Here is a 22,525-nt window from a genome sequence, read left to right on the forward strand (position 1 = left end):
TGAATAAGTTTTACTCCTAACTATTAAAGTAACTTCCAATCTATTATTTTGCAAAGTCATTTAATTGACAACCAGTACAATTGTAAAAAAATAAACACTCATTTAACTTTACATTTTTACAAAAATGAATGAATATTTTAAAGATAGAAGTTGACAAACGGATTCTTTTGCTCTACCTTTGAGCCAGTTATTGGTGCCTGATGTACGCCTCTGTGTGTGCCGATTGGCTTAATAGGGAATCCCGTTCAATTCGGGGGCTGTTCCCGCAACTGTACGTTTCAATACATTGTCGCTCACCTTTTAGTCACTGTTCTGAATTTAAAAAGAATGGGAAGACTAGCGCCAACGAAACAAGCCAGGAGACCTGCCAACAATCATTCTTGACGAGTCCTTACGGGTAATGAGGCAACGTCGAGCGTTCGATTTCACATTCACATTTTCGGCAAAACACCTTGATTTACAAGCTCCTGCGGTTTGTTAGCTGCATACCTTTCATGGTATTAATGGCTATTGCTCCGCACCTCTACGCCCAAAAAGAGCAAAGCCTCTGCGAAGTAACCGTGCGGGGAGTGCGGCCCGAGCGCTTCATGGTGGGACAAAAAGTGCAGGAAATTGATTCGATCCAACTGACACGCTTTCGTTACAGCACTTTGGCCGACTTCCTCCAGTTTCAAAGTCCAGTGGCGTTCAAAAGTTACGGGGCAGGGCAAGCCACAAGCATTGCTTTTAGGGGAACTTCCGCCAATCATACGGCGGTGCTTTGGAACGGTATAAACATCAATTCGCCGTCGTTGGGGCAAAGTGATTTTTCGACGATTCCCGTGGCGGGCTTCGACCAAATGAGCGTGCAGTACGGGTCGGCGGCAAGCTGCGTAGGTACCGACGCCGTTGGGGGCAGCATTCAGCTACGCTCCGTACCCGATTTTAGGCAAAAAGGGCTTCAAACCTTGGCAGCTTTTAGGCTCGAAAGCTCCGAAAATTATACGGGTCAGGCGGGGTTACGTTTCATTCAGAAAGCAGGGAAGAATTGGATACTTTCGGGCAAAACCCTTTTATACGGCAGTATTTTTAACAACTATTTTGGGACCGAGCCACGACGCACCCGCCAAGGCGAAAGCTATTCGTTTGAACCGACCCGAACTACCCAAAAAGGTGTGGTACAAGACCTGTATTGGCAACATCAAAAAGGCAATCTATTCTCATTTAATCTCTGGCTGACCGACAATACCCTCACCATTCAGCCTCATCAAGTTCCGTTGCGTGAAGTCACCCGTACGCAGGCTTACCGTGTGCTGGGTTCGTACCAGATTGGTAAAACACTGATACGAACGGGCTTCATCCGGGACGTGATTGATTATGGAAAAGGAGAAAATCTGAACCCCAGCCATACCGAAATCGACCGTTTTATTCTCCGTACCGAGCACGATTTTTCGTGGATTCAAAGCTGCGACAAAGGCACTAATCTCAAAATTGGGGCCGAATTGGTGCATTATAATGCCCGGGTGGATGGGTACGGGGATGAGGTAAAACGAGAAAATCGGGCCGATTTTTACGCCTTGCTCCGGCATCAGTTCAACGGCAAACTCAGCGCGTCGCTCAATCTGCGGCAAGCCTTCGTGACCCGATTCAGCCCCCCATTTACCCCGTCGCTGGGGGTCGAGTACACCGCGTTTACGCGTCCGCGTACCAAAATCAGCTTTAGCGGAAATACGTCACTCAGTTACCGCGTACCAACGCTCAATGAGCGTTACTGGGTCAATTTGGGCAACCCCGAACTCCGCCCCGAACGGGGTTTCAACAAAGAAATCAGCGTGATTTTGAAACAACGGCTAGCCGAAATGAATCAATTTTCGGCATCCATTACCGCCTTTCATAATCTCATCGACGATTGGACATATTGGAACCCAGAGCGTAACTATCGGGTCGAAAACCTCCAGCAGGTACTTTCCAAAGGGCTTGAATTTGCGTTTGGCCTAAAAACCAAATGGCATAAAATACAGTTAGACGCCAACCTAAACTACGGTTTGACCGATGCTTCACAACAAAAAACCTACGGGCCATACACCCAAGATTTTATCGGAAAACAACTCATTTACGTGCCACGACACACGTTTGGGGGGACACTTACCGCTACCCACGGCAAAGCCTCACTTACCGTGCAGCAGCAATTTAATTCGGAGCGTTACAGCACTTTTGACCACTCGGGTCGGCCATTTGCCCCCTATTTTTTGCTGAATGCGGTGTTGAATTATCAATTTCAAAAAGGAAATTTTCGCAGCGACATCGCCCTTCAGGGAAACAACCTAAGCAATACGGTATATCCTAATCTCAAGAAAAACGCGATGCCCTTAAGAACACTATCACTCAACGTTATTTTTTATTTTCAATCAAAACAACCCACAAATGAATCGTAATTATCTGCTTATTACCAGCCTTTTAACCATTGGTTTGTCTGCCTGCAACTCCACTGACCCCGAGCCGTCTCAACCCTACGACAATGGCGTACTGATCATCAATGCGGGAAATTTTCTGGACAACAACGGGTCTATTTCTTTGGTGCAACGAACTTCTACGACCGCCTCGTATGACATTTTTCAGAAAGAAAATAGTCGTACGCTTGCGGGTAGCCTGAGCGGTTATGCGGAAGTCAACGAAAAAGGCATTATCCTTGTCGATAACTCCACGGCGGGCAAAGACGGCATCGAAATCGTTGACGCCCGAACCTTTAAAAGTCTGACGTCTATTCCATCCACCGAAGTGGAGAACCCACGGGCGGTGGTCAAAGCGACCGATACCAAGGCCTACATTACCTGCTGGGACGCTACGGGTGATTTTTCTAATTTTTACAAAAACCCTGGCTATGTGGCCGTCCTTGATTTGACCACCAACAAATTGACCAAAAAAATCCCCGTCCAAAACGGAGCCGAAAGCATTTTGGTTATTGGCACCGAAGCTTTTGTGGGAAATACGGGAAGCGGAATGACAAAAATTACCGTTATCGACATCGCCACCGATTCCGTTAAACAATCCATCGAGATTGGCCGCAATCCTGACTTGGTGGGTCTTGATGCCAATAATAAACTGTGGCTGTACGCGGGAGGAGAAATGGTACGGCTAAATACCCAAACCAAAACAGTGGAAACCCGTTTTAAAATTACGTCGCCCAATGCGTCAAAATCGCCCAGTTCGTTCACGCTGAGCGCCGACAAAAAAACCATTTATTTCACCAATTCATTCTACGACGCAGCCGATGGCTACCTCCAAAAAGGAGAAACCTACAGCTTCTCCATCGATGCGGCGGCCGTGGTGGCCGACAAACCTTTTATCAATCGGTTATTTTCGGGAGGATTGGGCGTTGACCCGCAAACGGGCGTGATTTATGCCGGTTTGGTGCCCTCTTTCAAACAAGCAGGTTATGTTCTCCGGTATCAACCCAACGGTACGTTGATTGATTCGGTCAAGGCCGAAATTGCACCGAGTACATTTTTCTTTAAAAAATAATACCCATTAACAGTCATCTTATTTCAATTCAGAAGGGCGGGCCGTTTGTGTCTGCCCTTTTTTGCAGCAAAAGTGAATAACAAGTTCTTTCAAATAGCGTAGTCATTACCCGTCGGTCGGGTTTGAACCGACTGACGGGTAGATAGATGATCATCAGTACCTTAACTTAGGCTCGACCCAAAGGGCAGTTAGGCAAAGTAAAAAAAGCACCAACCACGCCCAATCTGGCAATTTTGCGGTAATCAGTTGCGTCGTACCTGCTGAATATTTCGATTGATTGCTCGAATGCGCCTGCACGCTCTCCGCCATTCGGGCCGCATTCGATACCACGGTTTCATTTTCCTCTACGTATACCTCCAAAGAATCCTGAAAGGGCTGCCAACCTGATTTTCTAAAAGTATAATCCGTACCATAACTAAACGCGTTGAGGGAAGAACGTTGGAGTGAAACCGTATCTTCCGCCACCGAAACGGTCGAGAGAGGTTGCGAAAATTTATTCAAGACCAAGCTCGCACGCGTGTCTTTCCAAAGCGGGGCAGTCACTACAATATTCCCTTCTTGCGCGGGCACCAACGCCTGCAAAATACCCGACCAAATTTTATCATAGTTCAAGCTATCGCCACTTAATTTCAACGAAAAAGTTTCATTCAACAAACTCAGTCCCACCATTCCACCCGTTTTTTGCACGGCTACGGGATAGCCCAAAATATTTTTTTGGTTTGGATTTTCTGCCAATCGGTACGGCAAGGCCGTTAGTCCGTTTCCTACCAAAACACTTTCATCATTGGAGATTTTCTTCAAATTCCATTTTGTTCCCAGCGTTGCATTCAACTTTTTTGCGGCTTGCTCTGGATTCGTTATGTTGTAAAACAAAACACTTTTTCCATCCGAAACAGCCTTTTTCACCAACGGATGACCTGCATTTTCAGGGTCGGTAAAGACAATATCGGGCACAAAATCTTTTTTATTTTTTACCTGATTCATTGACACCCTCGTTTGTGTATTCTTGGCTACGGCCGTCACCATTTCTACCCTTCCCCCCTTCTTGCCTAACCACTCCGCCAGGGCTTTACTCTCAAAATCAGGATTTTGCAAGACAAAGTAGGCCGAAACAGGCTGCGGTTTTCGGGAATAAAAAGCCACCTTCTGTAAGGGTTGATTATCCAACAGCAAGGTGGTTTCGGTTCGTCCAATGGCAAAAGAAGGAAACGTCAAACGAAAAGTTTGATTCCCTTTACGCAATAAAACACTGTCTAGTACCTGATTGGCATAGTTGATTTTGAGCACCTTGGGCGCATCCAAGGCGATGGCTCCCGATACTTCCTGCAACTCTCCTTTTCGGAGCATGGCCTTCCACTGTATCGACGCTAATTCGTTATTTTTAAACCACGGAATCCAATGAATCTCGTGCTGGCTTAGATGGGCAAGCATTTGGGGGCGAGCATCCTGCCCCAGCACATAAACCGTCCCCAATTGCGCGGCAAAATCAGCCGTTTCTGACGTACGGCGCTCAAAGTCATCAAATGAAAAAGTTTCGGTAATTTTCAGACTGTCTTGGGCTTTTTTTATCGCCTCTAAGGGTACATTTTCACTGACGAGCAATACGCGGCTGGTGTTCGCTGAGGTTGTCCAATGCGGTTGAATGACGTATATTAAAATCACCATTCCCATCAAAACGTTGAGCCCCAAACGGATTTTCTTTCTTTGTTTTGACAAAGAAGTTGACCTTAAAAGGGTCCAAATTTGAACGGCCGTTAATGCAACCAAAGCAACAATAATCAACCCATCAAGCACGGTGAAGGAAGAAAAAAACGACAGAGAAGCGAATAAAAAGGTCATTCAATAATAAGGATTGCGGATCATTCCATAAAAATAAGGAAGAAATCCCCAAAGACAACCCAAAGTGGCCCATAAAAAAACCCTTTTCCGTAGGAAAAGGGTTTTTGTTTCACTTCCACTCATTATCAAAGAGGAGGGTTGCAGTGAGATGAGCTTGTTAAAAGGCCTTCGGATCTCCCTTCACCATGTTGTAAGCAGTACGGAGTACAATCTGAAAATCAAGCACTAAGCTCCAATTTTCAATGTACCAAATATCATAATCGACGCGTTTGCGCATCAGACCAATTTCCTGCGTTTCGCCCCGGAAACCATTCACCTGCGCCCAACCCGTAATGCCTGGCTTGAGGCGGTGACGAATCATGTAATTATCAATTTTTGGGAGCGTTTCCAAGCTATGCTTCACAGCGTGTGGACGCGGGCCTACTACCGACATACTTCCCAACAGCACGTTGATGAACTGCGGAAGTTCGTCGAGGTTAGTCTTCCGTAAAAAACGCCCCACTTTTGTAATACGCGGGTCATCTTGGGTCGTTTGGTTAAATCCACCATCTTCCCGTACCGTTGATGCGTTGTGGTACATGGTTCTGAACTTCCAAACCCCAATGTTACGTCCGCGTTGTCCCCAACGGTCCTGAACAAAGAACACGGGTCCGCGCGAATCCCACCGAATGGCCAGCGCAATCAACGGAAACAACCAAGAAGCAACCAGCACCAAAAATACCGCACTAAAAAGCACATCAAAAGCCCGCTTGAGCATCCACCACGAATCCATTTCCAACGGGGTACTGCGTACGGTAATCAACGGATAATTACCAAACAGCTCCAGTGAATAACGGGATGCGCTGAACTGAAAAAAGCCCGGCGTGAAACGTACAAGGATTCCTTTCTTATCCGCCCAGCTAATGATGCCTTTCACATAACTTTCTTCAAATTGGCTCGGTGCAATGACCAATTCATCAATCACTTTACCGAGGGACGTTTCGTTCAGAAAATCTATGGTTTCAAGAAGCGGCGGCGTTCTTCTTCCGGGTTCTTTATACCCCCATGCCCCCAGAATGGTGTAACCAAATTGCGGGTTTCTCAGCACCAAATCGCGAAAACCATCGACTTGGTTCATTTCCCCTACAATAACTAAGTTCCGCTGGTTTACTCCTTTGAGATTCCAGAATCGAACAATCTTTCGGGTACTGTACATTTTAAGGACCACATTTGCCCCCAAAACCGCCACGTACGCAAGGGTAAAACTGCGGGTGTAGTCGTAATCTTTCAAGAAGAAAAGCGAGACCACTAAAACGATAAATTGGGTGAGCAAATTGGGCAACAATGCCAGAATCTCATCAATGAAGGTCACCGTTCGAAATTCATTGTACAGATCCGTGAGTTTGGAAGAGAAGTACCAACCCATTCCCATTCCAGAAATAATTAAGACATCTACCTGTTGTAAGGTACGGTTGGTAAAATTGGCGGCCAACATGTAAGACAGCATGACCAGCATAACATCAGCCACAAAGCGTGGGTGATTTTTCCGTCGATTAATTTGATAAGTAATCGTAGACGGTAGTAACGAGTGTTGAGACATAACGTTGAATTTTCAATGGTTGATACTCGACCAAAGCACTAGTAATATACCTTTATCAAAATGCCAAAATAATAAATATTAATATCGGTAAAATTATAAAACTACCTTACAATATATATGATTTTTGTCATCTCGTATTGGTATATCAAATATAGACGAATTCCGTAAAATAAACCATACAATTTTATCTTTTTTAAAAAAACTTATCAAATAATATTCTATTTCGTTAATTTCTAAAACGGATAAAAGCGAGCATTAGCCCTCCAAGTCAAAGTGAAATATAAAAATATTACAAAATTTATTTGTTTATTTTATAATTATATATCCCAAAAAAATTAACATTTTTAAGAAACATTCAATCATAAAAACCAATTAAGACTTTCAAAATAGCATTTTTAAGTAAAAAATAAATAAAAAAAATATCCCAATAAAAATTACCACATTACATTCTACCCTCCTCAATATCCTTTAAAGCATGTTTATTAATATCGGAAACTTCATCCGATTTACCCCCAGTTTTTGTGCTTAAATGTACCATTCTGTAGATTCATCTAAGCGGTTCAATATTTATAATTTACAATATTCAGTCGTTTCAATCTCAATCACCCAATCCACTTTTCGAAGCTTGTAAGCCGATTCGCTGAATGAGTAATAGCCCGGCGCAGGTCCCACCTGGAAATCGTAGGTTTTTCCTACTTCTAACAAATCAGTAACGATGCTGAAGGCCGTCTGACCTGAGATATATTTCATGCTCGGCAGGTTTTTCCATTGCAGCGTGCCCGTTTCACGAAACCGCCCAAACAACTCTCGCGTTGGCAATTTATCTTCATCAAGGGATTTGCAGGGAAATTGGAGCGTAATACGAACTTCTCCCGGTTTGATGTTTGGTGGTATTTTAAAAGATGTCACGTCAATCGCTTGATTTCCAGTGGCACATGCATCTACAGCGGCCGAAAGCACAATGGCCGAGCTTTGCGAATCGTAAATCCGTAGTCGAACTTTCTGGTCGGCGTCCAATCCGCTGATTTTAATTAAGGTCCCATTGTTCAATGTAGACTGAAAAGACTGGATTTTTGCCTTCGTTACGTCGTTAATCACCTCACAATTGTAGGCCCTATCGCTGGTAGGCAAGGTGCTTTTTACACTGAATATCAAAGGATTAGTACATTTCAAAATTGGCTTTTTAAACGATGTTACATCAATCTCCTGAACGGTAGCAGTACAGCCACCCACGGCGGCCGACAGCGCCACGGCTCCGCTTTGATTGTCCATAATTTTGAGTCGAACGGTTTGCTCACTGTACAAACCATTGATTCTGATGATTTCACCGTTATTTACCGTCGTGGCAAAAGTCTGCATCACCCCATTGGTGGCGGCATTGATGACCTGACACTGGTACGTGGCACCACTGTTGGGCAGGTTGCTTTTTACCCTAAAACCCAACGGTGAAGTGCATTTGGGCGGTGGAATTTTAAAATTTTCCAACACGAGAGGGGTCGTTACGTTGGTGCAAGCATCCAACGGATTGGATACAACCTGCGCGGAACTGAGAAAGTCAAAAATCCGCAACTGAATCATTCCCGTATTTTCGTAAAACCCACCGAGTCGAATCACATCGCCGTTGTTGGCCGACGACTGAAAAACCTGAATCCGCGCTTTGGTATCGGCCTTGATTACTTCAAAAGTATAGCTCCGGTCGCTGTTGGGCAATGTACTCGAAATCCGAAAAACGGGGGAGTTGGCGCAGCGCTGCGGCGGCACTTTGAAGGAGCTGATGTCTACCATCAACTCCGCATTGCTCGCGCAGGCATCCACTGGTTCCGACGTCACCACGGCCGAGCTTACAATATCCGTGATTCTCAAACGCACCTTCTGGTCACTGTCTAGCCCACTGAGCCTGACCACCTCGTTGTTGTTGGCCGTGGTCTGAAAACTCTGCAATTGTGCATTCGTTTCGGCGTTGATGACCACAAAACTATACCGATAATCGCTGTTGGGCAGCGGACTTTTGATTTTAAAACCTGGCCCGTTGGGACATTTTTGAATCTGTTTTTTAAACGACGAAATATCAATTTCCTGCACTTCGCCACTACATCCATTGACCAATTGAGAATTGACCACCGCCGTTCCCAACGCATCCGTAATGCGCAAACGCACAAATTGATCACTTTCTAACCCATTGATTTTTATGATCTCTCCATTATTGACGGTTGATTTAAACACTTGCAGGCGTGCTCCCGTAGCCTCGTTGACCACCTCACATTGGTATTGGAGGTTGGTCGTTGGTAGACTGCTTTTGATTTTAAAACTTGGGCCTGTATCACATTTTTGCTTGGTAAATCCTGCCACCCACAGCGATAAATGCGACAGCTCCGCCACGTATTCCAAATCTCCGTTGCTAGCCTTTTGCACTTTACCAGGGGTTTCGGTCTGCCATTTTTCGGTCGCGGCGTCATAACTAAACAGTGGAATTTCGTCGCCCGCCTGAATCACCCGACGCTCCAAAGGATGGTATAGTTGGGGCGATACGCTGAACCGAACCCGAATGGGCTGCGAGGCCGTCTTTACCAATTGGTACTGTTCGTTGTGAATCTGCAATAAAAATGCTCCCACCACCTGCGTCAACTGCTGATTTGCGCCTTCAGCGTTTCCTCCCCGTAAAATGGGTTTCGTAATTACCTGATTAACAATAGGATTAATTAAAAATGTATTATTGGACTTGTTGATGTCGACCGCCTGAAAACGCGCCGTCAACGTCCCTCCCACTTCCTTGCCCGCCACATCTTTGAGCTGAGTGCCTTTTGCAATGCTTGCCTGCGCCACTGACTGATTGGCAATAATGGGCGTCGGAGTTTCGACGCTCCAGTCACGGTCAACGCTCCCCGACCTGCTCGCCGTACTTTGGGCTACCTTCACAACCGACGTCGTACCCGTGGGTTGCAAAATCAACGCCACTGAGCGTTGGTTTTCGTTGCCCATTTCAACGGGTAAAACGGCATCCACAAAACCCGGCACTTTGGCTACTACCGTAAACCTCAGGGGATTTTGGGTAGTAGGTCTCGGCCCCAGCGAGTCAACGGACAAAAACAACGCACCGTCCGATGAAATTCTAAATTTCTTGGTGTTGACGGTGGTTATCAACCGATTAGCGTCAGGCCCTACCAAAACCACTTCCATATTCTCGGGAGGGGCCTTGCCTTCAACGGTGTAATATTGAACATCCAAAGCTACTGGGTACGGCTTTTTAAAACGCAGTTCTAAACCATCCAAAGGGTTTTTACAGGCACTCACCACTCCCAGCCACAGACCTATAAAAAGTAAGATTCGTTTCATCAGCGTAACGATTTTTTGACCAACGCGTACGTAATCACCAACTGAAGATTGGGTAAATACCGATACCCGCGCATGTTTCGTTCAATCAGCGGAATCTGCTCCTCCAACGTGGTCGTTTCCAGAAAACCATCAAATTCCATGTTAATTTTAGGGGCTCCAAGGTAATAACACCCGAGTTCGACCCCTACGCCCCAGCGCCGTTTGGGAATAGAACGCCCAAACCCAAACCCCGCATATCCTACCACGGGCGACCATTTTATACCTAATCCTATGGTTCCAAATTCATCGGGCTTCATCTGAATCCCCCCCAATTCGATGGGCGATAAAGCACTCAGTTCCAGTTGAATATCGGGCCGCCACGTATACCCCAGTCCTCCTGTCAAAAAAAAAGCACTCCGTGGGAAAGGGTGCCATTTAACCGAACTATGTACAACGCCGATGACAAAGTCGGGGCGAAACTCAATGAGGGAACTATCGCCTAAATCAATTTGAATCTTTTTTTTGTAGGCTACGTAGGTGGCTCCCACCCGCAGCACCAGTCTGGGTTGTGAGCGCAGCTTCCAAGCCCATTGCACACCTACGCCCGTCGTTCCTGCCTGAATGCCTACTGCACTTGGCCACCATCGCACCGCCGAGTCTCCTGGGTTACCAGTGGCGAAAGCTCGCCCCAGCGCGACGAAATAAATAAGCCATACCGCCTTCTTCATATCGTTGAGTTTTGTTGGACTATTTTTACGAATGGGCTAAACCCTATTTCGTTTGCTGATACTGCCGATTCAGATAATTCTGATGGTACTGCCGCAAACGCTGGTCAAGTTGATACCCCGTTTGGTAGCGCTCCCCCATCCTGTATCCCCCCGCGTAGAGGTACTGCCACCTAAACTCCTCCGTGGTGCGCAACCTCATTTTTGAGGTCTGCACAATTTTTCCAGGGGGAATCGGAATCGCAAAATTAAAACCCGCCGTCGCGCCATTTTGGGTAGCAACCACAAAAAGCCCGATTTCAACGTTGGTATATTGACGAATAAAATCAAATCTTCCCCCTTTGTCTCCCCACAAAAACTGCCCTCCCGAAACCTTCAGCAAAAGATCCAATTTGCTGAAACGGTATTCGACATCGGCCAGCAGCAGGAGTTTATCCATTTTTTCGTAGTAAAGCCCTCCTCTTGGGTAGTAATACATCCCCGTCAGCCCGACTTCTAGCCCGTACGACCAAGGAGATTTAAAATCCGTATGACGGTACTGAACGTTGACGCCGTATTGGTCATTGTGAAAAAGCCCCGCCGACGCACTTAAAAAATGATTGTCTTTGGCGTAAAACTGATTCAGAAAAACGGGTGCCGGACGAATCATTTTCGGGCGGTTGTCCAAGTCGTTGGACACGGGAAAAAGGATTCCCCAATTGAGCGCCATGCCCGGCCATAAATACACTTGGCTTTGTAAAAGAACACTCGTATTACTCCGAACAGGCTTGGAAAAATTCCCAAATTTGGCCCAAAAAACGGGTTGTATCCAAAAATCAAACTTATAATTTCGGCGCTGTAACGGGAAAAAGCCCCATTTCGTCAGGGCCGAACGCTCAGCCTGCGTAAATGCCTTTGCCTCCAACGACGCCCCCATCTGGTAGCGGGCCACTGGAATTCCTTGTATCATCGGAACGTAGGTCAAAAGATGGGCCGAATCATTCACGACCTTTTGTATTCCGTACAACCCCATAAAAGGGTTACGGTACAATCGCTGCTCGTAGACCACCTGCTGCTTATCGACCTGAACGTTTTCAAAATTCAAACCCTGGCTCCCCTTCCCCTCTTGACCCAAGAGCAGGCCAACGGAAGCAAACACCAATACAACTCCCAAAAAAAATTGATACAAATTTCTCAATTTCAAACTTTTACAATGATTTACTGACTGATTTATTAAAAAATCACTTCTCACTTTCCTTCCTCAACTGACGGGGTAGTTTCAATAAATTTACCCCAAATGAAGTCCCAAACATAAATTGATCACCATTCAGCCACCCCGCTTGCACCGTCCAACGTTTAAAGAGCGTGGCATAAGCACCGACATTAATGTTTTGAGAATCATACTCCACCATCAATCCCGCCTGTTTGCGAAAATGCAATACAGCTCCTCCAAAGGGGCCTACCAAATAATTGTTTTTAAAACGCCACTCACTTTTCTTTTGAACAGCAAAATTATTAAGGAAAGTTGAATTAAGATCGGTTGCCAATTCTCCGTTATTTCGATAAACAAAATAAGGGCTGCCATAACCTGCACTTACTTCTAAGCTCAAGGTGGGGTTGAACGTAAAATTCTTGGTAGCTACCACCACATGCGTCAGCAGGGCACCGTCAATGGTAAAAGGGACGGTCATAACCACCGCCACAGATGGCCGTTTTTTGGTTTCTTTTAGCAACAAATACCGAACATCCATGGAGCGATCCCCAATTCCTTCGCGCACATCCCGAATCTTCGTATCAATCATTTGGAGTAACGTGGCCGTAATCTCCAAACGCGGCAGAATCGCTAAATGCGCAAACCAAACCCGCTCGGGGTTTTTGTTTCGCCCCCTCATCCCGTAGTGAATGGGGTTATAATTGTACCCAAACCGAAACGACCCATCTTCTAAGGCCACCGCCGAGGGGATATACATGAGACCCGGTTTGCCCGAAAGATTCGTCTGGGCCACTCCTTGCACCATGATTAAAACCAAAACAAAGGATAGCGCAAGGCTACCCTTTGTCAGTGGTGTATTCGGTAGATGATACCTCCTTAACATCTTAGCCTTGGTTGTGGCAGCTTTGGAGAAGTTCAGCTTTGGCCGCATTCGCTTCACCCAGTGCTTTTGAATAAGCCGCATTTACCGCCGCCGTGTTGGTGGTACGGGCCGCCTGGGCAGCTGCGGTGGCCGCTGTAGTCAGGGAGCTACATGCTTTCACATCAGCCGATTGTAAGGTATTCAGCGTGCTCAAATAACCTAAGTAGCTAATGGAGTTCAAGGCTTTCAGCAAAGCGTAATCTGCGCCTAACACCGCCTGAGCCGCATCCAAGTCAGTATTTGTTTTGTCAAAAATAGCCTGCGCTGCGGTACGTAAAGCCGTATATTTTGCAGGAATACCGGCAGTACAGGTAGCTTCATTACCCGCTAGGGCAGCAATAACCGTTTGATAGGCTTGCTCAACCTTTGCCATTTCTCCCGCTTTGGTTGCGTCCAGTTTGGCAATCACCGTTTTTAGGGCTTCTTCCGCTTTGGCAATGCACTCATCTGATACGGCCAAACCATCCAAACCATCCGTTTGAGCAATGGTTTCAGGAACACTGGCTCCAGAACGACCGTTTACCGCCTGTCCATTGACCGCAGGTAATGTAAAAGAAGGCAAATAAGCCTTTAAAGCTGTATTGCCTGCCGCTTTGTCAAGTACCGCTTTTAAATTCGTAGGCAGCGCCCCTCCGCTCGCTACTGCGGCCAATGTTGCGGGGGTAACGGTCGCCATCGCCGATACTTCCGTAGGAGATAACGCGCCCGATACTTCAGCGGCTGACGTTTTTACCGAAGCAGGCACCACGCCTGAAGTCGCAATGCTGCCAATAGCATTGGCTACTTCGGCCGTTTTGGCGGAGGCCGTCACGGATGATGGCGTGGATGTAACGGGCGTTGGCGCAACAATCGTTACGGGAGCTACTTCAATTTTGTTGAGATCTTCAACCAAATCAGCATCGGGCTCCAAAGGATCGCTTTTTTTACAGTTGTACATGAGGAGCGTCAAAGCCAGCCCAAATACGAAGAGTGAAAATGTACTTTTTTTCATTGTCATTGAGTGATTAAGTGATATTATTTGTTTTCTGTTTAATTAAATTTCAACCACACCTGTGGCATGCTCCTCTTAAAATACGCTCTTTTCTTATTGATTTTACAGTATAAATTTTCCAGAAATGCAACCAACACTTTCTAACGATATACAATATACGTTATAAAGTAAAACCCTAAATGATCTGTGTCCTTAAAGATTTAACTTTGGGACAAAGTAGGAATACAGAAAATGAATTTTTCAGGAATCTCGCCTCAAAACAAGGGGAATCAATAAACGGAGAACCGCGTTGGAGTTATGTTTCATAATTTATTAACGTTGAGTACTACATTCATCAACTACAAACCAGAATGAAGGATAAGTGTTTATAGTTAACGATTAAGCTATAACAAATGTACAAAAAAAAACGACAAATAACAACCCAAAGTCATCAAAAAACACTAAATAACTAGTAATCAAACCTATAACATTATAATTTATTAGAAAATAACAATCTAATCTTTAATATTTTCAATAAAAATATCTAAAAATCTGCTAATTTTCACAACAAAAAGCCCAAAATTATAAAATTAGATACCTTTTTAGTACGCATCAGATACCATTAAGTGTAAAATATTTAAAACATCTAATCAGGCAGTCATATTACTTATGACTTGGAAACCAGCTCAAACGCAATTTTTCACGAAGAACCATAAAAATAAATAGCGAATTCGTTACAAAATAGCGTTTAAAAAGTCGACGAGGCTCTTGTACAAGCCGATACAGCCATTCCAGGCTAGCATCCTGCATCCATTTGGGTGCACGCTTTTGGGCTCCCGCAAAAACTGGAAATGCCCCTCCTACTCCAATCATTACTGAAGAAATCCGTCCTTTCATGGCCGACATCCATTTTTCTTGTTTAGGGCAACCAAGAGCAACCAAGACAATCCCTGCACCCGATGCATTAATATTATCAATAATTTTTTGGTCTTCGTCAGCTGTTAGTTTCCTAAAGGGTGGTGAATACATTCCTCCAATCTTCAATGTAGGATAAATGGAAGCACATTTTTCATGAATTTTTTTTAAAACGTCGTCAGTTGAACCATAAAAATAGACTATGACTCCAGACTTGGAAGCTCTTTCTAATAAAGCAGGCATAACATCCATCCCTGCAACTCTTTCCTGTTTAATATTATAAAGGTAGTATAACGCATTACAAAGAGGTTTCCCATCAGGTAAAACTATGTCAGCAAGATTAAAAGAAGCTCTAAAATCATAATCAATTTTACATTCAATAAACATATGAACATTTGCTACGTAAACACAAGTTGAGATACGTTGCTTACTATAGTAAATAAAATTATCGAGAAATTCCTCGAATTTACCTAAGGAAATTTGAGCGTGTATTAACCTAGCTTTATACATAGTAATAGATATTATAAATATACGATTATTTATATTTATTTACGTCATGATAAAACATTGTTTTGAAATATACAATTAAGTATAAAAAAAATATCTATTAATATAAAGAATATAAAGTAGATTTAATAACGGACTCGGTATAATTATTCTTTACAATATTTGAACATTGGAAAGAATACATCTCCCACATTTTAGAGTCCCATATTGAAATTATTTTATTTGCATAATTAACTGGATTGTATTCGTTTATAAGCAAGTTAGAATCTTGAATAATTGAGGGGTTAAAACCAGCATAACTACTTATTGGAACAACTCCAAAATTCATTGCTTCTGTTAAAGAGTTCGAATGCCCTTCACGTTTTTCAATAGAGGGAAATAAGAAAAAATGTTTATTTGGAAGTATTTCAAATAATTCTTGACTGTTTTTTGGTGGCAAAATAAAAACTTTGTGCTCTAAGCCAAGAATTTGAATTCTGTTATTTAGATATTGAACATAGTCGGGTGTACCCTCACCTATAATTTCACAAATAAAGTCATTGTTCGAAATATTATTACAAATGTCCAGTATAAAATCAACATTTTTAGAAGGTGCAATTCTGCCAAAATAAACCATTTGTATAATAGAAGAGTTGTTCCTATCTAAGGAGTTGTAAGAGTAAACAAATTGATCTAAAATAAAATTAGGATAGTAAACTGCATCAATATTAGCTACTGACTTAACGAACCCAATATATTCAAAACCCTGACAAAGAATTTTAGTAGAATTAATCAAAATAGACTTAAAAAAAAACTTGTAAATAAAATTACTATTTAAATATATTTCTATGGCTCCACCTGCACGAATTTCATAGATACACTTAATATTAAGAAATGAGCAAGTTTTAATATAAAGCCATTCAATATAAATTAAATGGCCATAGAACCCAGACAAATGAAAGTAAATTTTATCTTTAGTGAGTGCTTTATTGAAAAAAATTTTAAAAAAAAATTTTAAATATACAAAGAAAAGTTGAATAAAATAGACAAAAAAATTAAAAAAGGGAACTTTTATTGGATAGGGCTTTTCGATTAAAAATAGTTGAAAGCCAAGTTTTTTAAGAATAAAAATAGTTTTTTTATTCCCAGACTCTCCTCCGCCAACAATTTTTCCATTTTTACCTCCTACAGGTCCGTAAAAAAATATTTTTTTATTAGTTAAAGCCATTGATTTTATTTAGATTAATTCATTCAAAAAATTATAAAACTTTTTACTTAATTTTATTGAAGAAAAATTATTAATAGCAGTATTTCTAGCATTTTCACCTAATATTTTAATTTTTTCAGGATTGCTAATAAGAAATGAAATTGCATTTACAATTTCTGGAATAGACTCAGGTTGCACTAATATAGAATCAAAATTATTAGTAAGATATGAACTAACATCTCCTACATTAGAAGCAACTACTCCTTTTCCAGTAGCGAGGTATTCACCCAGTTTAAACGGGAACCCAGAATTGGCAAATTGAGAATTATTTCGTGTCATACAAAAAATATCACAACTATTCAAAATAGAATAATAAGTATCTATACTTAGCATTCCATAATAAAAAATCCTGTCAGAGTTTTTTGATTTTTTTAAAACTGAATTTAACCAATCATTTGCTTCTTTATTATGTGGCTTACCCGTTAAAATTAAATTAAGTTTCGGGAATTCATCTGCTAAAATTTCAAATGCTTGTAGTAAATAAGTAACACCATCTTTCTCGCCAAAAGAACCACCATAAAATAAATTAATTTTGTGTTTAAAATCATTAATAATTACATTTTTTGGAAATTTTTCCATACTGACGGTAATTGGAATAATACAAATTTTTTTATTCTGTTTTAGATAAGAAAATTTCTTCTCTAATTGAGATGAAATAACAATAATAGCATGAGTAATAAAAGGGATAAGCTTAACAAATAAAAGAGAAGATTTAATCCTAAAGTAACCCAAAATTCCATTATGCCAAGTATGGTATTTATTATCTTCCACGATATCAATCACAATCTTAAATCCAAGAATTCTAGCATATAAAACAAAAAGTATATTTTTTAAATCCAAATAACCATAATTATACAAAATTCTATTAGAATTTTTAAAACGGTTTACTGTATGGAGATATTTAAATCCTAAATAAAAAAAACTAAAAAGGTTTACAAATTTAAATTTTATGTTAAAAAAATTAATATTATTTATCATTCCTGATTCACCATGCTTAAACTTTGAATCAACAGAATATATTAAATTATAAATCTCTATCAACTTAGGATCAACTAGTGGTTCTAGTAGATTAAATACTCGTTTTGATGGCGCCATTCCATCGAACAAAGAAACGTTCAAAATTAAAATATTAATCATTTATCAATTATTTAAAAAAGGAGAGAACTTTGCAAGGATTACCAGCTGCAATACAATTAGGTGGTATATCAGAAGTAACAACACTATTAGCACCTATAACAGAATTTTTCCCAATTTTAACGCCTTTCAATATAATAGAACCATAGCCAACGAAAACATTTTCTTCAATATAAACCGCTTTACCTGTCTCTACAGGGTAACTTCTCATATTTGGATTAAGATTATGCCAATCAAAATCTGTAACAAGTGTGTTAGCACCAAAAATAACGTTATTTTCAATTACAATCTCTATTAAACAACCAATTGATGTACCGCTAAATCCACAATTGTCACCAATTATGATTTTGGAATATTTTTTATGTGTACTCAAAATACATTTTCGAGATACGCCAATAAGATTAGAATCATTGTCGGATCTAAATCTACATTTTGATGCAATGGAAATAATTGAATCAGGATGTCGTACAATTGTAGGTAAACCGAAAAACTTATTACTATTTCCAATAGAAATACCTTTGAAATAACAGTATATATATGTGTATACACTATAAAAATAAGCACTAAAATTACAGTAATAATAGAAAGCTTTATAAGTTATAATACCTTTAACATCCATTATTTAGTATATTTTTATAAATAAAAAAAATCTTGTTAACTGATAGATTAATGTCATGTCGTATTAATGCAATCTTTCTAGCGTTAATACTTGTATCTTTAGCTAATTTGTAATTATTTATTAAACTAAAAAGAATACCAGCTAATTCATATTCATCGTAAGGGTTAAACAAAAATCCAGTTTCATTGTGAACAATTAAACTATTTACACCACCGACTGATGAACTTATGACTGGAATACCTAATAACATTGCTTCACATACACTATTAGGGCTATTGTCGATATAGGAAGGGTGTACAAAAAAATGACAACACTTTAGATGCAAAATCAACTCCTCCTCAGATTGTTGTCCATAAAAAATTATTTTAGTTTTATTTTTCGTAAACTTCAACATTTTTTTTACTAACACATTTGTTTCATCACTTTCTTCAATTCCAAATATTTTCCAAACGATGTTAAATTTTGACAACTTTGATAGTGTTTTATATATCAAGTCTAATCCTTTATAAATATTGGGATTAATTGTCGTACAAATAACAATCTCAGAAATTGAAGAAATATTGGAAGGAAAATCTAATCCATTCCATTTATTTACATAAAAAGGGTCTCTTAGAATTTCTTCACAATGAAAATATAATGCTTCATTATTTGTCATTAAAACATAATTTTTATCCCAAGAAGTTCTCCCCATAAAATATTTCCAATATTTGATCATATCAACTTCTCTATCTGCTCTTTTCAGAAAAGACTTATATTTGTTATAATATGTTGTTCCTAAAAAAAAAGACTTTAAGTTACTATTAATCAATACTTGAACTCTATTAAAACCAAATGGGAAATAAACTTTTGAATAAGGCATAGTTAAACCTTGAAGATGTATTACAACTTTTTCTTTACTAATTTTTCCTTTCAAAATCTTACCATAACCATTTTCAGTCCCAAATATTTGTATAACATCTGGCAAAAAATCTTCAAGAACAAAATCAAAAAAAGGACTATCGTTATCTTGTAATGTTCCAAAATGATTAGAAATAAACTTAGAAAATAAATTTCGATTATTCAAAGGAATTCCATAATATATAACATTATTTTTTTGCAATTTTTTAAACTTAACACCATTATAAAAAAAACAAAGTGCAAGTGATACACCCTCAACATTACTTATCTTAGACTCCAACGAAGATATCCAACCTCCTCCAAATCTATTATTTCCAAATTCTAATGAAGCATTTGATGGTGTATTAGTAAACCAGAGAATTTTCATTTCTTTTCTTTAAGTGAATAAGTGTATATGTTGATGATATTAAATTAGAATAAATCACTAAAAATATTAAAATTAACATAAAATAATTACTATCACGAATAAATTGAATTTTGAATTGATTTATTAAAAACACAATAAAAAAAAGATTAAATCCACAAATTAAATCAGAGCTAATTGTACCAGCATTGTTAGTTTTAAAAAAAAATACACCTTTATATAAGAAAGAAGCAAATAGGCTCACAAATAATATAACCCCTAACACGCCCCAAAGAACAATCGAACTCATATAGAAATTATGATAATCTGGGAATACAATATTAGATTCATCAAAATGTGTTTTTCTATATTCTTCTCTTGTTGTGTAATAACCTTCACCAATAAGAATCGATATTCCCTTAGCTTTTTTGGAGATTTTAGCCAAACCATATGTAAATGTGGAGGCTCTATTAATTGCTTCACCATTAAGTACTTTATCAAAAGAAAACGCACCTAAATTTTCATTCCTATCCGAAAAACTTTTTAAGTTAATATATGAACCTATATTAACATTTGAAAAAAGAATTAACAATAAAAAAAATCCAAGCAAAATTTTCATAAAAGCTACATATTTTTTATAAATAAAAAATATGTATATTAAAAAGAAGGGCAACAGAAATAAAGTTGATCGTGTTCCAGAAAGAATTATACAATAAAAACTGATTAAGACACTAAATAGACAAATATAGTATATGTATTTACTATATTTTTTCAAACTTCCACTCACAATCCCAGGTGTCAATAGCATCATTATACCTAGTGAATATTCACCAAAATATTCAAAATTAAGTAAAGTGCCAGAGCTTCTAAAAATACCTTTTTCAAAGACAGCATCCTCAGTGTAAGTTGGAAAAAGTGGACTATCAGAAATTATTTTATAATTTTGATTTAAAGCTACAAGCAATATATATAAGCTTGAATAAAAAATTATTACATAGAAACGCCTTATGTCAAATTTGGAAATTAACGATTTAGAAGAGTATAAAACAATTAAGGTAAGACAACAAAAGAAAAGAATTGATATAAGTTTTTTATAGGTTTCGAACGAAGAAGCTAGCAATAGAGATAAAATCTGCAAAAATAATAACCCATAAATTATATATTTTTGCGAATTTGAGAATGAACTTTTATTATTTGTAATAGTCTTTCTATTTAAAAGAATGTAAATAACTAGTGAAAGTGTTGCTGACAAAGTAAAAACACCTCCAATTTGCTTTCCATAAGTAAAATGGCATCCAACAAAAATTTGCAATATAAATGAAAATAAATCGCCTTTTAATAAAGTAGAAAGCATTATTATTGAAATCGGAATAATACAAACCAGTCCTAACTGGTTAATTTCCGGATATGAGACAGCCCCAAGAAGTACGATTAATATGCTTTTAAATAAAATCAAATAAACTCTTTCCCTTCCCATAACTCAAAAAACAGTTTTAAGTTTATTTTTCAAAAATTTCATTACTTGAATTGGAGCAATTAATATACCATAAAAATTTGCAACTATCAAAGCTATTGATACTGAATTAATCCCAATTAATTTAGACAAATATTTCAATAAAAACAAAAATAAAAATACTGATACAATTGAAGTTACAACTTGAACATTCAATTTAGAAGTAGAATTCATAAATATGACATAAGTCGCTCCATTAATATATAACAAGTAATAAATCATAATATAAAATGACGTTTCGTATTCATAAGAAACCTTATCCGACAACCAAAATTGAAACACCATTGGTCCAATTAAATATTGAAACACTAAAAAAATTGAGATGAGGTACACAGAATTTTGAAAATTTTTCAATTCTCTGTTTAATTTGGTATAATTTTGTGATGAATAAAATCTTGCAAAGCTTATCCAATATGGGGTAGAAATTATTGATAGTAAAATTTGAACAACACTAAAATACTTATTATATACATTAAATTCAGCAACTTTATAAGGGTTAAAATAAATTGACACTAAATAATTTGACAATTGAAACTGTACAACTGAGGCAATTTGAATAATAAAAAACCTCAAAGAATCCATTAAAATTTCACGTACAATTTCAAAATCAAACAACATTGGCTTTATTTTAACCAAAGATTTATCACTAAATTGAAAGTATAAAACACATATGATATTTAAAATACATGGCGCCCCGTAAATACAAAATACAGTCAAATATATTTTATCAATATACGTTTCTTTTAATATAATAAATAACGAAAAACCTATCAATTGTCCGATGAAATTTATAAAATATGCCAAATATGTTTTATTTTGACAATACAATAAATTTATACCAGGTTGAGCTAAAAAGTTTAATAATGTAAGACAAATCACAAGAAATACAATACCAATCCAATCACTATTTTCGCTTTTTAAATTAAATATATATACATATATATTTTCAAAAAAAAAATAAAAAATTGTTGACAATACTATAAACATAATACCAACAAAAATTACAAAAATATATGAATTGGTAAAATATAAAGAAGCCTGCAAATATCTTTTTTCTTCTAAATGACCTGAAACTTTATTCTTTATTACATTATTTACACCAAAGTCAAGTATTTGAGTTAAAACAAAAAAAGAAATAATTGACAAATAAGTACCATAATTATCTTTATCAATAACATCTATAATGCTAGGAATAATAAGAAACCCTATCGCTGCTCCCCCAGCTCTTGAAAGAAAGGATAGTAATATATTAATTGATAAATTACTATCCTTTCTTTTAGGATATAGATATTTTTTTATGAACATCTTTTT

General features: G+C 38.9%; 16 protein-coding genes and 1 riboswitch. Of the genes, 2 read left to right on the forward strand and 14 right to left on the reverse strand.

Annotated features, from left to right (window positions below):
- Window positions 1-174: 174 nt before the first annotated feature.
- A riboswitch (cobalamin riboswitch) is annotated at window positions 175-386 on the forward strand.
- A gap of 108 nt (window positions 387-494) precedes the next feature.
- Together DR864_RS04325 and DR864_RS04330 are read left to right on the forward strand one after the other, a co-directional pair.
- A complete protein-coding gene (locus tag DR864_RS04325) occupies window positions 495-2,414 on the forward strand; it encodes a TonB-dependent receptor plug domain-containing protein (RefSeq protein ID WP_114065799.1) in 1,920 nt (639 codons plus the stop codon).
- A complete protein-coding gene (locus tag DR864_RS04330) occupies window positions 2,404-3,501 on the forward strand; it encodes a DUF5074 domain-containing protein (RefSeq protein ID WP_114065800.1) in 1,098 nt (365 codons plus the stop codon). The genes DR864_RS04325 and DR864_RS04330 overlap by 11 nt, the downstream gene beginning before the upstream one ends.
- 153 nt (window positions 3,502-3,654) lie before the next feature.
- On the opposite strand, the gene DR864_RS04335 is transcribed toward DR864_RS04330, so the two are convergent.
- From DR864_RS04335 to DR864_RS04400, 14 genes are all read right to left on the reverse strand, one after another.
- Window positions 3,655-5,340: a hypothetical protein gene (locus DR864_RS04335; protein WP_114065801.1), complete on the reverse strand. Its 1,686-nt coding sequence runs from the start codon at window positions 5,338-5,340 to the stop codon at window positions 3,655-3,657.
- 157 nt (window positions 5,341-5,497) lie between these two features.
- Window positions 5,498-6,919 carry an exopolysaccharide biosynthesis polyprenyl glycosylphosphotransferase gene (locus tag DR864_RS04340; RefSeq protein WP_114065802.1) on the reverse strand — a complete coding sequence of 474 codons (1,422 nt, stop codon included), beginning with the start codon at window positions 6,917-6,919 and terminating at the stop codon, window positions 5,498-5,500.
- 567 nt (window positions 6,920-7,486) lie between these two features.
- On the reverse strand, window positions 7,487-10,252 hold the full coding sequence (locus DR864_RS04345; RefSeq protein WP_114065803.1) for a hypothetical protein: 2,766 nt from the start codon (window positions 10,250-10,252) through the stop codon (window positions 7,487-7,489).
- Entirely contained in the window at window positions 10,252-10,959 is a 708-nt protein-coding gene (locus DR864_RS04350) for a hypothetical protein (RefSeq protein WP_114065804.1), read from the reverse strand. Before DR864_RS04350 ends, DR864_RS04345 begins: the two co-directional genes overlap by 1 nt.
- Before the next feature lie 43 nt (window positions 10,960-11,002).
- Entirely contained in the window at window positions 11,003-12,139 is a 1,137-nt protein-coding gene (locus tag DR864_RS04355) for a YjbH domain-containing protein (RefSeq protein ID WP_229599516.1), read from the reverse strand.
- 37 nt (window positions 12,140-12,176) lie between these two features.
- Window positions 12,177-12,953 (reverse strand): YjbH domain-containing protein, encoded by a 777-nt coding sequence (locus DR864_RS04360; protein WP_162793548.1) that lies wholly within the window; start codon window positions 12,951-12,953, stop codon window positions 12,177-12,179.
- A gap of 79 nt (window positions 12,954-13,032) precedes the next feature.
- On the reverse strand, window positions 13,033-14,061 hold the full coding sequence (locus DR864_RS04365) for a hypothetical protein (protein WP_114065806.1): 1,029 nt from the start codon (window positions 14,059-14,061) through the stop codon (window positions 13,033-13,035).
- 642 nt (window positions 14,062-14,703) lie between these two features.
- Window positions 14,704-15,465 (reverse strand): WecB/TagA/CpsF family glycosyltransferase, encoded by a 762-nt coding sequence (locus DR864_RS04370; protein WP_114065807.1) that lies wholly within the window; start codon window positions 15,463-15,465, stop codon window positions 14,704-14,706.
- A 97-nt stretch (window positions 15,466-15,562) separates the two neighbouring features.
- Window positions 15,563-16,669 carry a glycosyltransferase gene (locus DR864_RS04375; protein WP_114065808.1) on the reverse strand — a complete coding sequence of 369 codons (1,107 nt, stop codon included), beginning with the start codon at window positions 16,667-16,669 and terminating at the stop codon, window positions 15,563-15,565.
- A gap of 9 nt (window positions 16,670-16,678) precedes the next feature.
- The gene (locus DR864_RS04380; RefSeq protein WP_114065809.1) at window positions 16,679-17,845 is read right to left on the reverse strand and encodes a glycosyltransferase; all 1,167 of its coding nucleotides are present in this window, start codon (window positions 17,843-17,845) and stop codon (window positions 16,679-16,681) included.
- A gap of 7 nt (window positions 17,846-17,852) precedes the next feature.
- Window positions 17,853-18,461, reverse strand: coding sequence for an acyltransferase (locus tag DR864_RS30150; protein WP_114065810.1), 609 nt, complete (start codon window positions 18,459-18,461; stop codon window positions 17,853-17,855).
- Window positions 18,451-19,725 carry a glycosyltransferase gene (locus tag DR864_RS04390; protein WP_114065811.1) on the reverse strand — a complete coding sequence of 425 codons (1,275 nt, stop codon included), beginning with the start codon at window positions 19,723-19,725 and terminating at the stop codon, window positions 18,451-18,453. Before DR864_RS04390 ends, DR864_RS30150 begins: the two co-directional genes overlap by 11 nt.
- A complete protein-coding gene (locus tag DR864_RS04395; RefSeq protein ID WP_114065812.1) occupies window positions 19,703-21,178 on the reverse strand; it encodes an O-antigen ligase family protein in 1,476 nt (491 codons plus the stop codon). Before DR864_RS04395 ends, DR864_RS04390 begins: the two co-directional genes overlap by 23 nt.
- Before the next feature lie 3 nt (window positions 21,179-21,181).
- Window positions 21,182-22,519, reverse strand: a complete 1,338-nt coding sequence (locus DR864_RS04400) for a lipopolysaccharide biosynthesis protein (protein WP_114065813.1) — start codon at window positions 22,517-22,519, stop codon at window positions 21,182-21,184.
- Window positions 22,520-22,525 lie beyond the last annotated feature (6 nt).

The sequence above is a fragment of the Runella rosea genome, assembly GCF_003325355.1.
GTDB lineage: Bacteria > Bacteroidota > Bacteroidia > Cytophagales > Spirosomataceae > Runella > Runella rosea.

What these genes read in the sequence shown, in the direction of transcription:
- DR864_RS04360 (WP_162793548.1), bottom strand. Translation starts at nt 12,953, where the DNA reads ATGGTGCAAGGAGTGGCCCAGACGAATCTTTCGGGCAAACCGGGTCTC.
- DR864_RS04340 (WP_114065802.1), bottom strand. Translation starts at nt 6,919, where the DNA reads ATGTCTCAACACTCGTTACTACCGTCTACGATTACTTATCAAATTAAT.
- DR864_RS04380 (WP_114065809.1), bottom strand. Translation starts at nt 17,845, where the DNA reads ATGATTAATATTTTAATTTTGAACGTTTCTTTGTTCGATGGAATGGCG.
- DR864_RS04365 (WP_114065806.1), bottom strand. Translation starts at nt 14,061, where the DNA reads ATGAAAAAAAGTACATTTTCACTCTTCGTATTTGGGCTGGCTTTGACG.
- DR864_RS04330 (WP_114065800.1), top strand. Translation starts at nt 2,404, where the DNA reads ATGAATCGTAATTATCTGCTTATTACCAGCCTTTTAACCATTGGTTTG.
- DR864_RS04370 (WP_114065807.1), bottom strand. Translation starts at nt 15,465, where the DNA reads ATGTATAAAGCTAGGTTAATACACGCTCAAATTTCCTTAGGTAAATTC.
- DR864_RS04375 (WP_114065808.1), bottom strand. Translation starts at nt 16,669, where the DNA reads ATGGCTTTAACTAATAAAAAAATATTTTTTTACGGACCTGTAGGAGGT.
- DR864_RS04345 (WP_114065803.1), bottom strand. Translation starts at nt 10,252, where the DNA reads ATGAAACGAATCTTACTTTTTATAGGTCTGTGGCTGGGAGTGGTGAGT.
- DR864_RS04335 (WP_114065801.1), bottom strand. Translation starts at nt 5,340, where the DNA reads ATGACCTTTTTATTCGCTTCTCTGTCGTTTTTTTCTTCCTTCACCGTG.
- DR864_RS04350 (WP_114065804.1), bottom strand. Translation starts at nt 10,959, where the DNA reads ATGAAGAAGGCGGTATGGCTTATTTATTTCGTCGCGCTGGGGCGAGCT.
- DR864_RS04325 (WP_114065799.1), top strand. Translation starts at nt 495, where the DNA reads ATGGTATTAATGGCTATTGCTCCGCACCTCTACGCCCAAAAAGAGCAA.
- DR864_RS04400 (WP_114065813.1), bottom strand. Translation starts at nt 22,519, where the DNA reads ATGTTCATAAAAAAATATCTATATCCTAAAAGAAAGGATAGTAATTTA.
- DR864_RS30150 (WP_114065810.1), bottom strand. Translation starts at nt 18,461, where the DNA reads ATGGATGTTAAAGGTATTATAACTTATAAAGCTTTCTATTATTACTGT.
- DR864_RS04395 (WP_114065812.1), bottom strand. Translation starts at nt 21,178, where the DNA reads ATGGGAAGGGAAAGAGTTTATTTGATTTTATTTAAAAGCATATTAATC.
- DR864_RS04390 (WP_114065811.1), bottom strand. Translation starts at nt 19,725, where the DNA reads ATGAAAATTCTCTGGTTTACTAATACACCATCAAATGCTTCATTAGAA.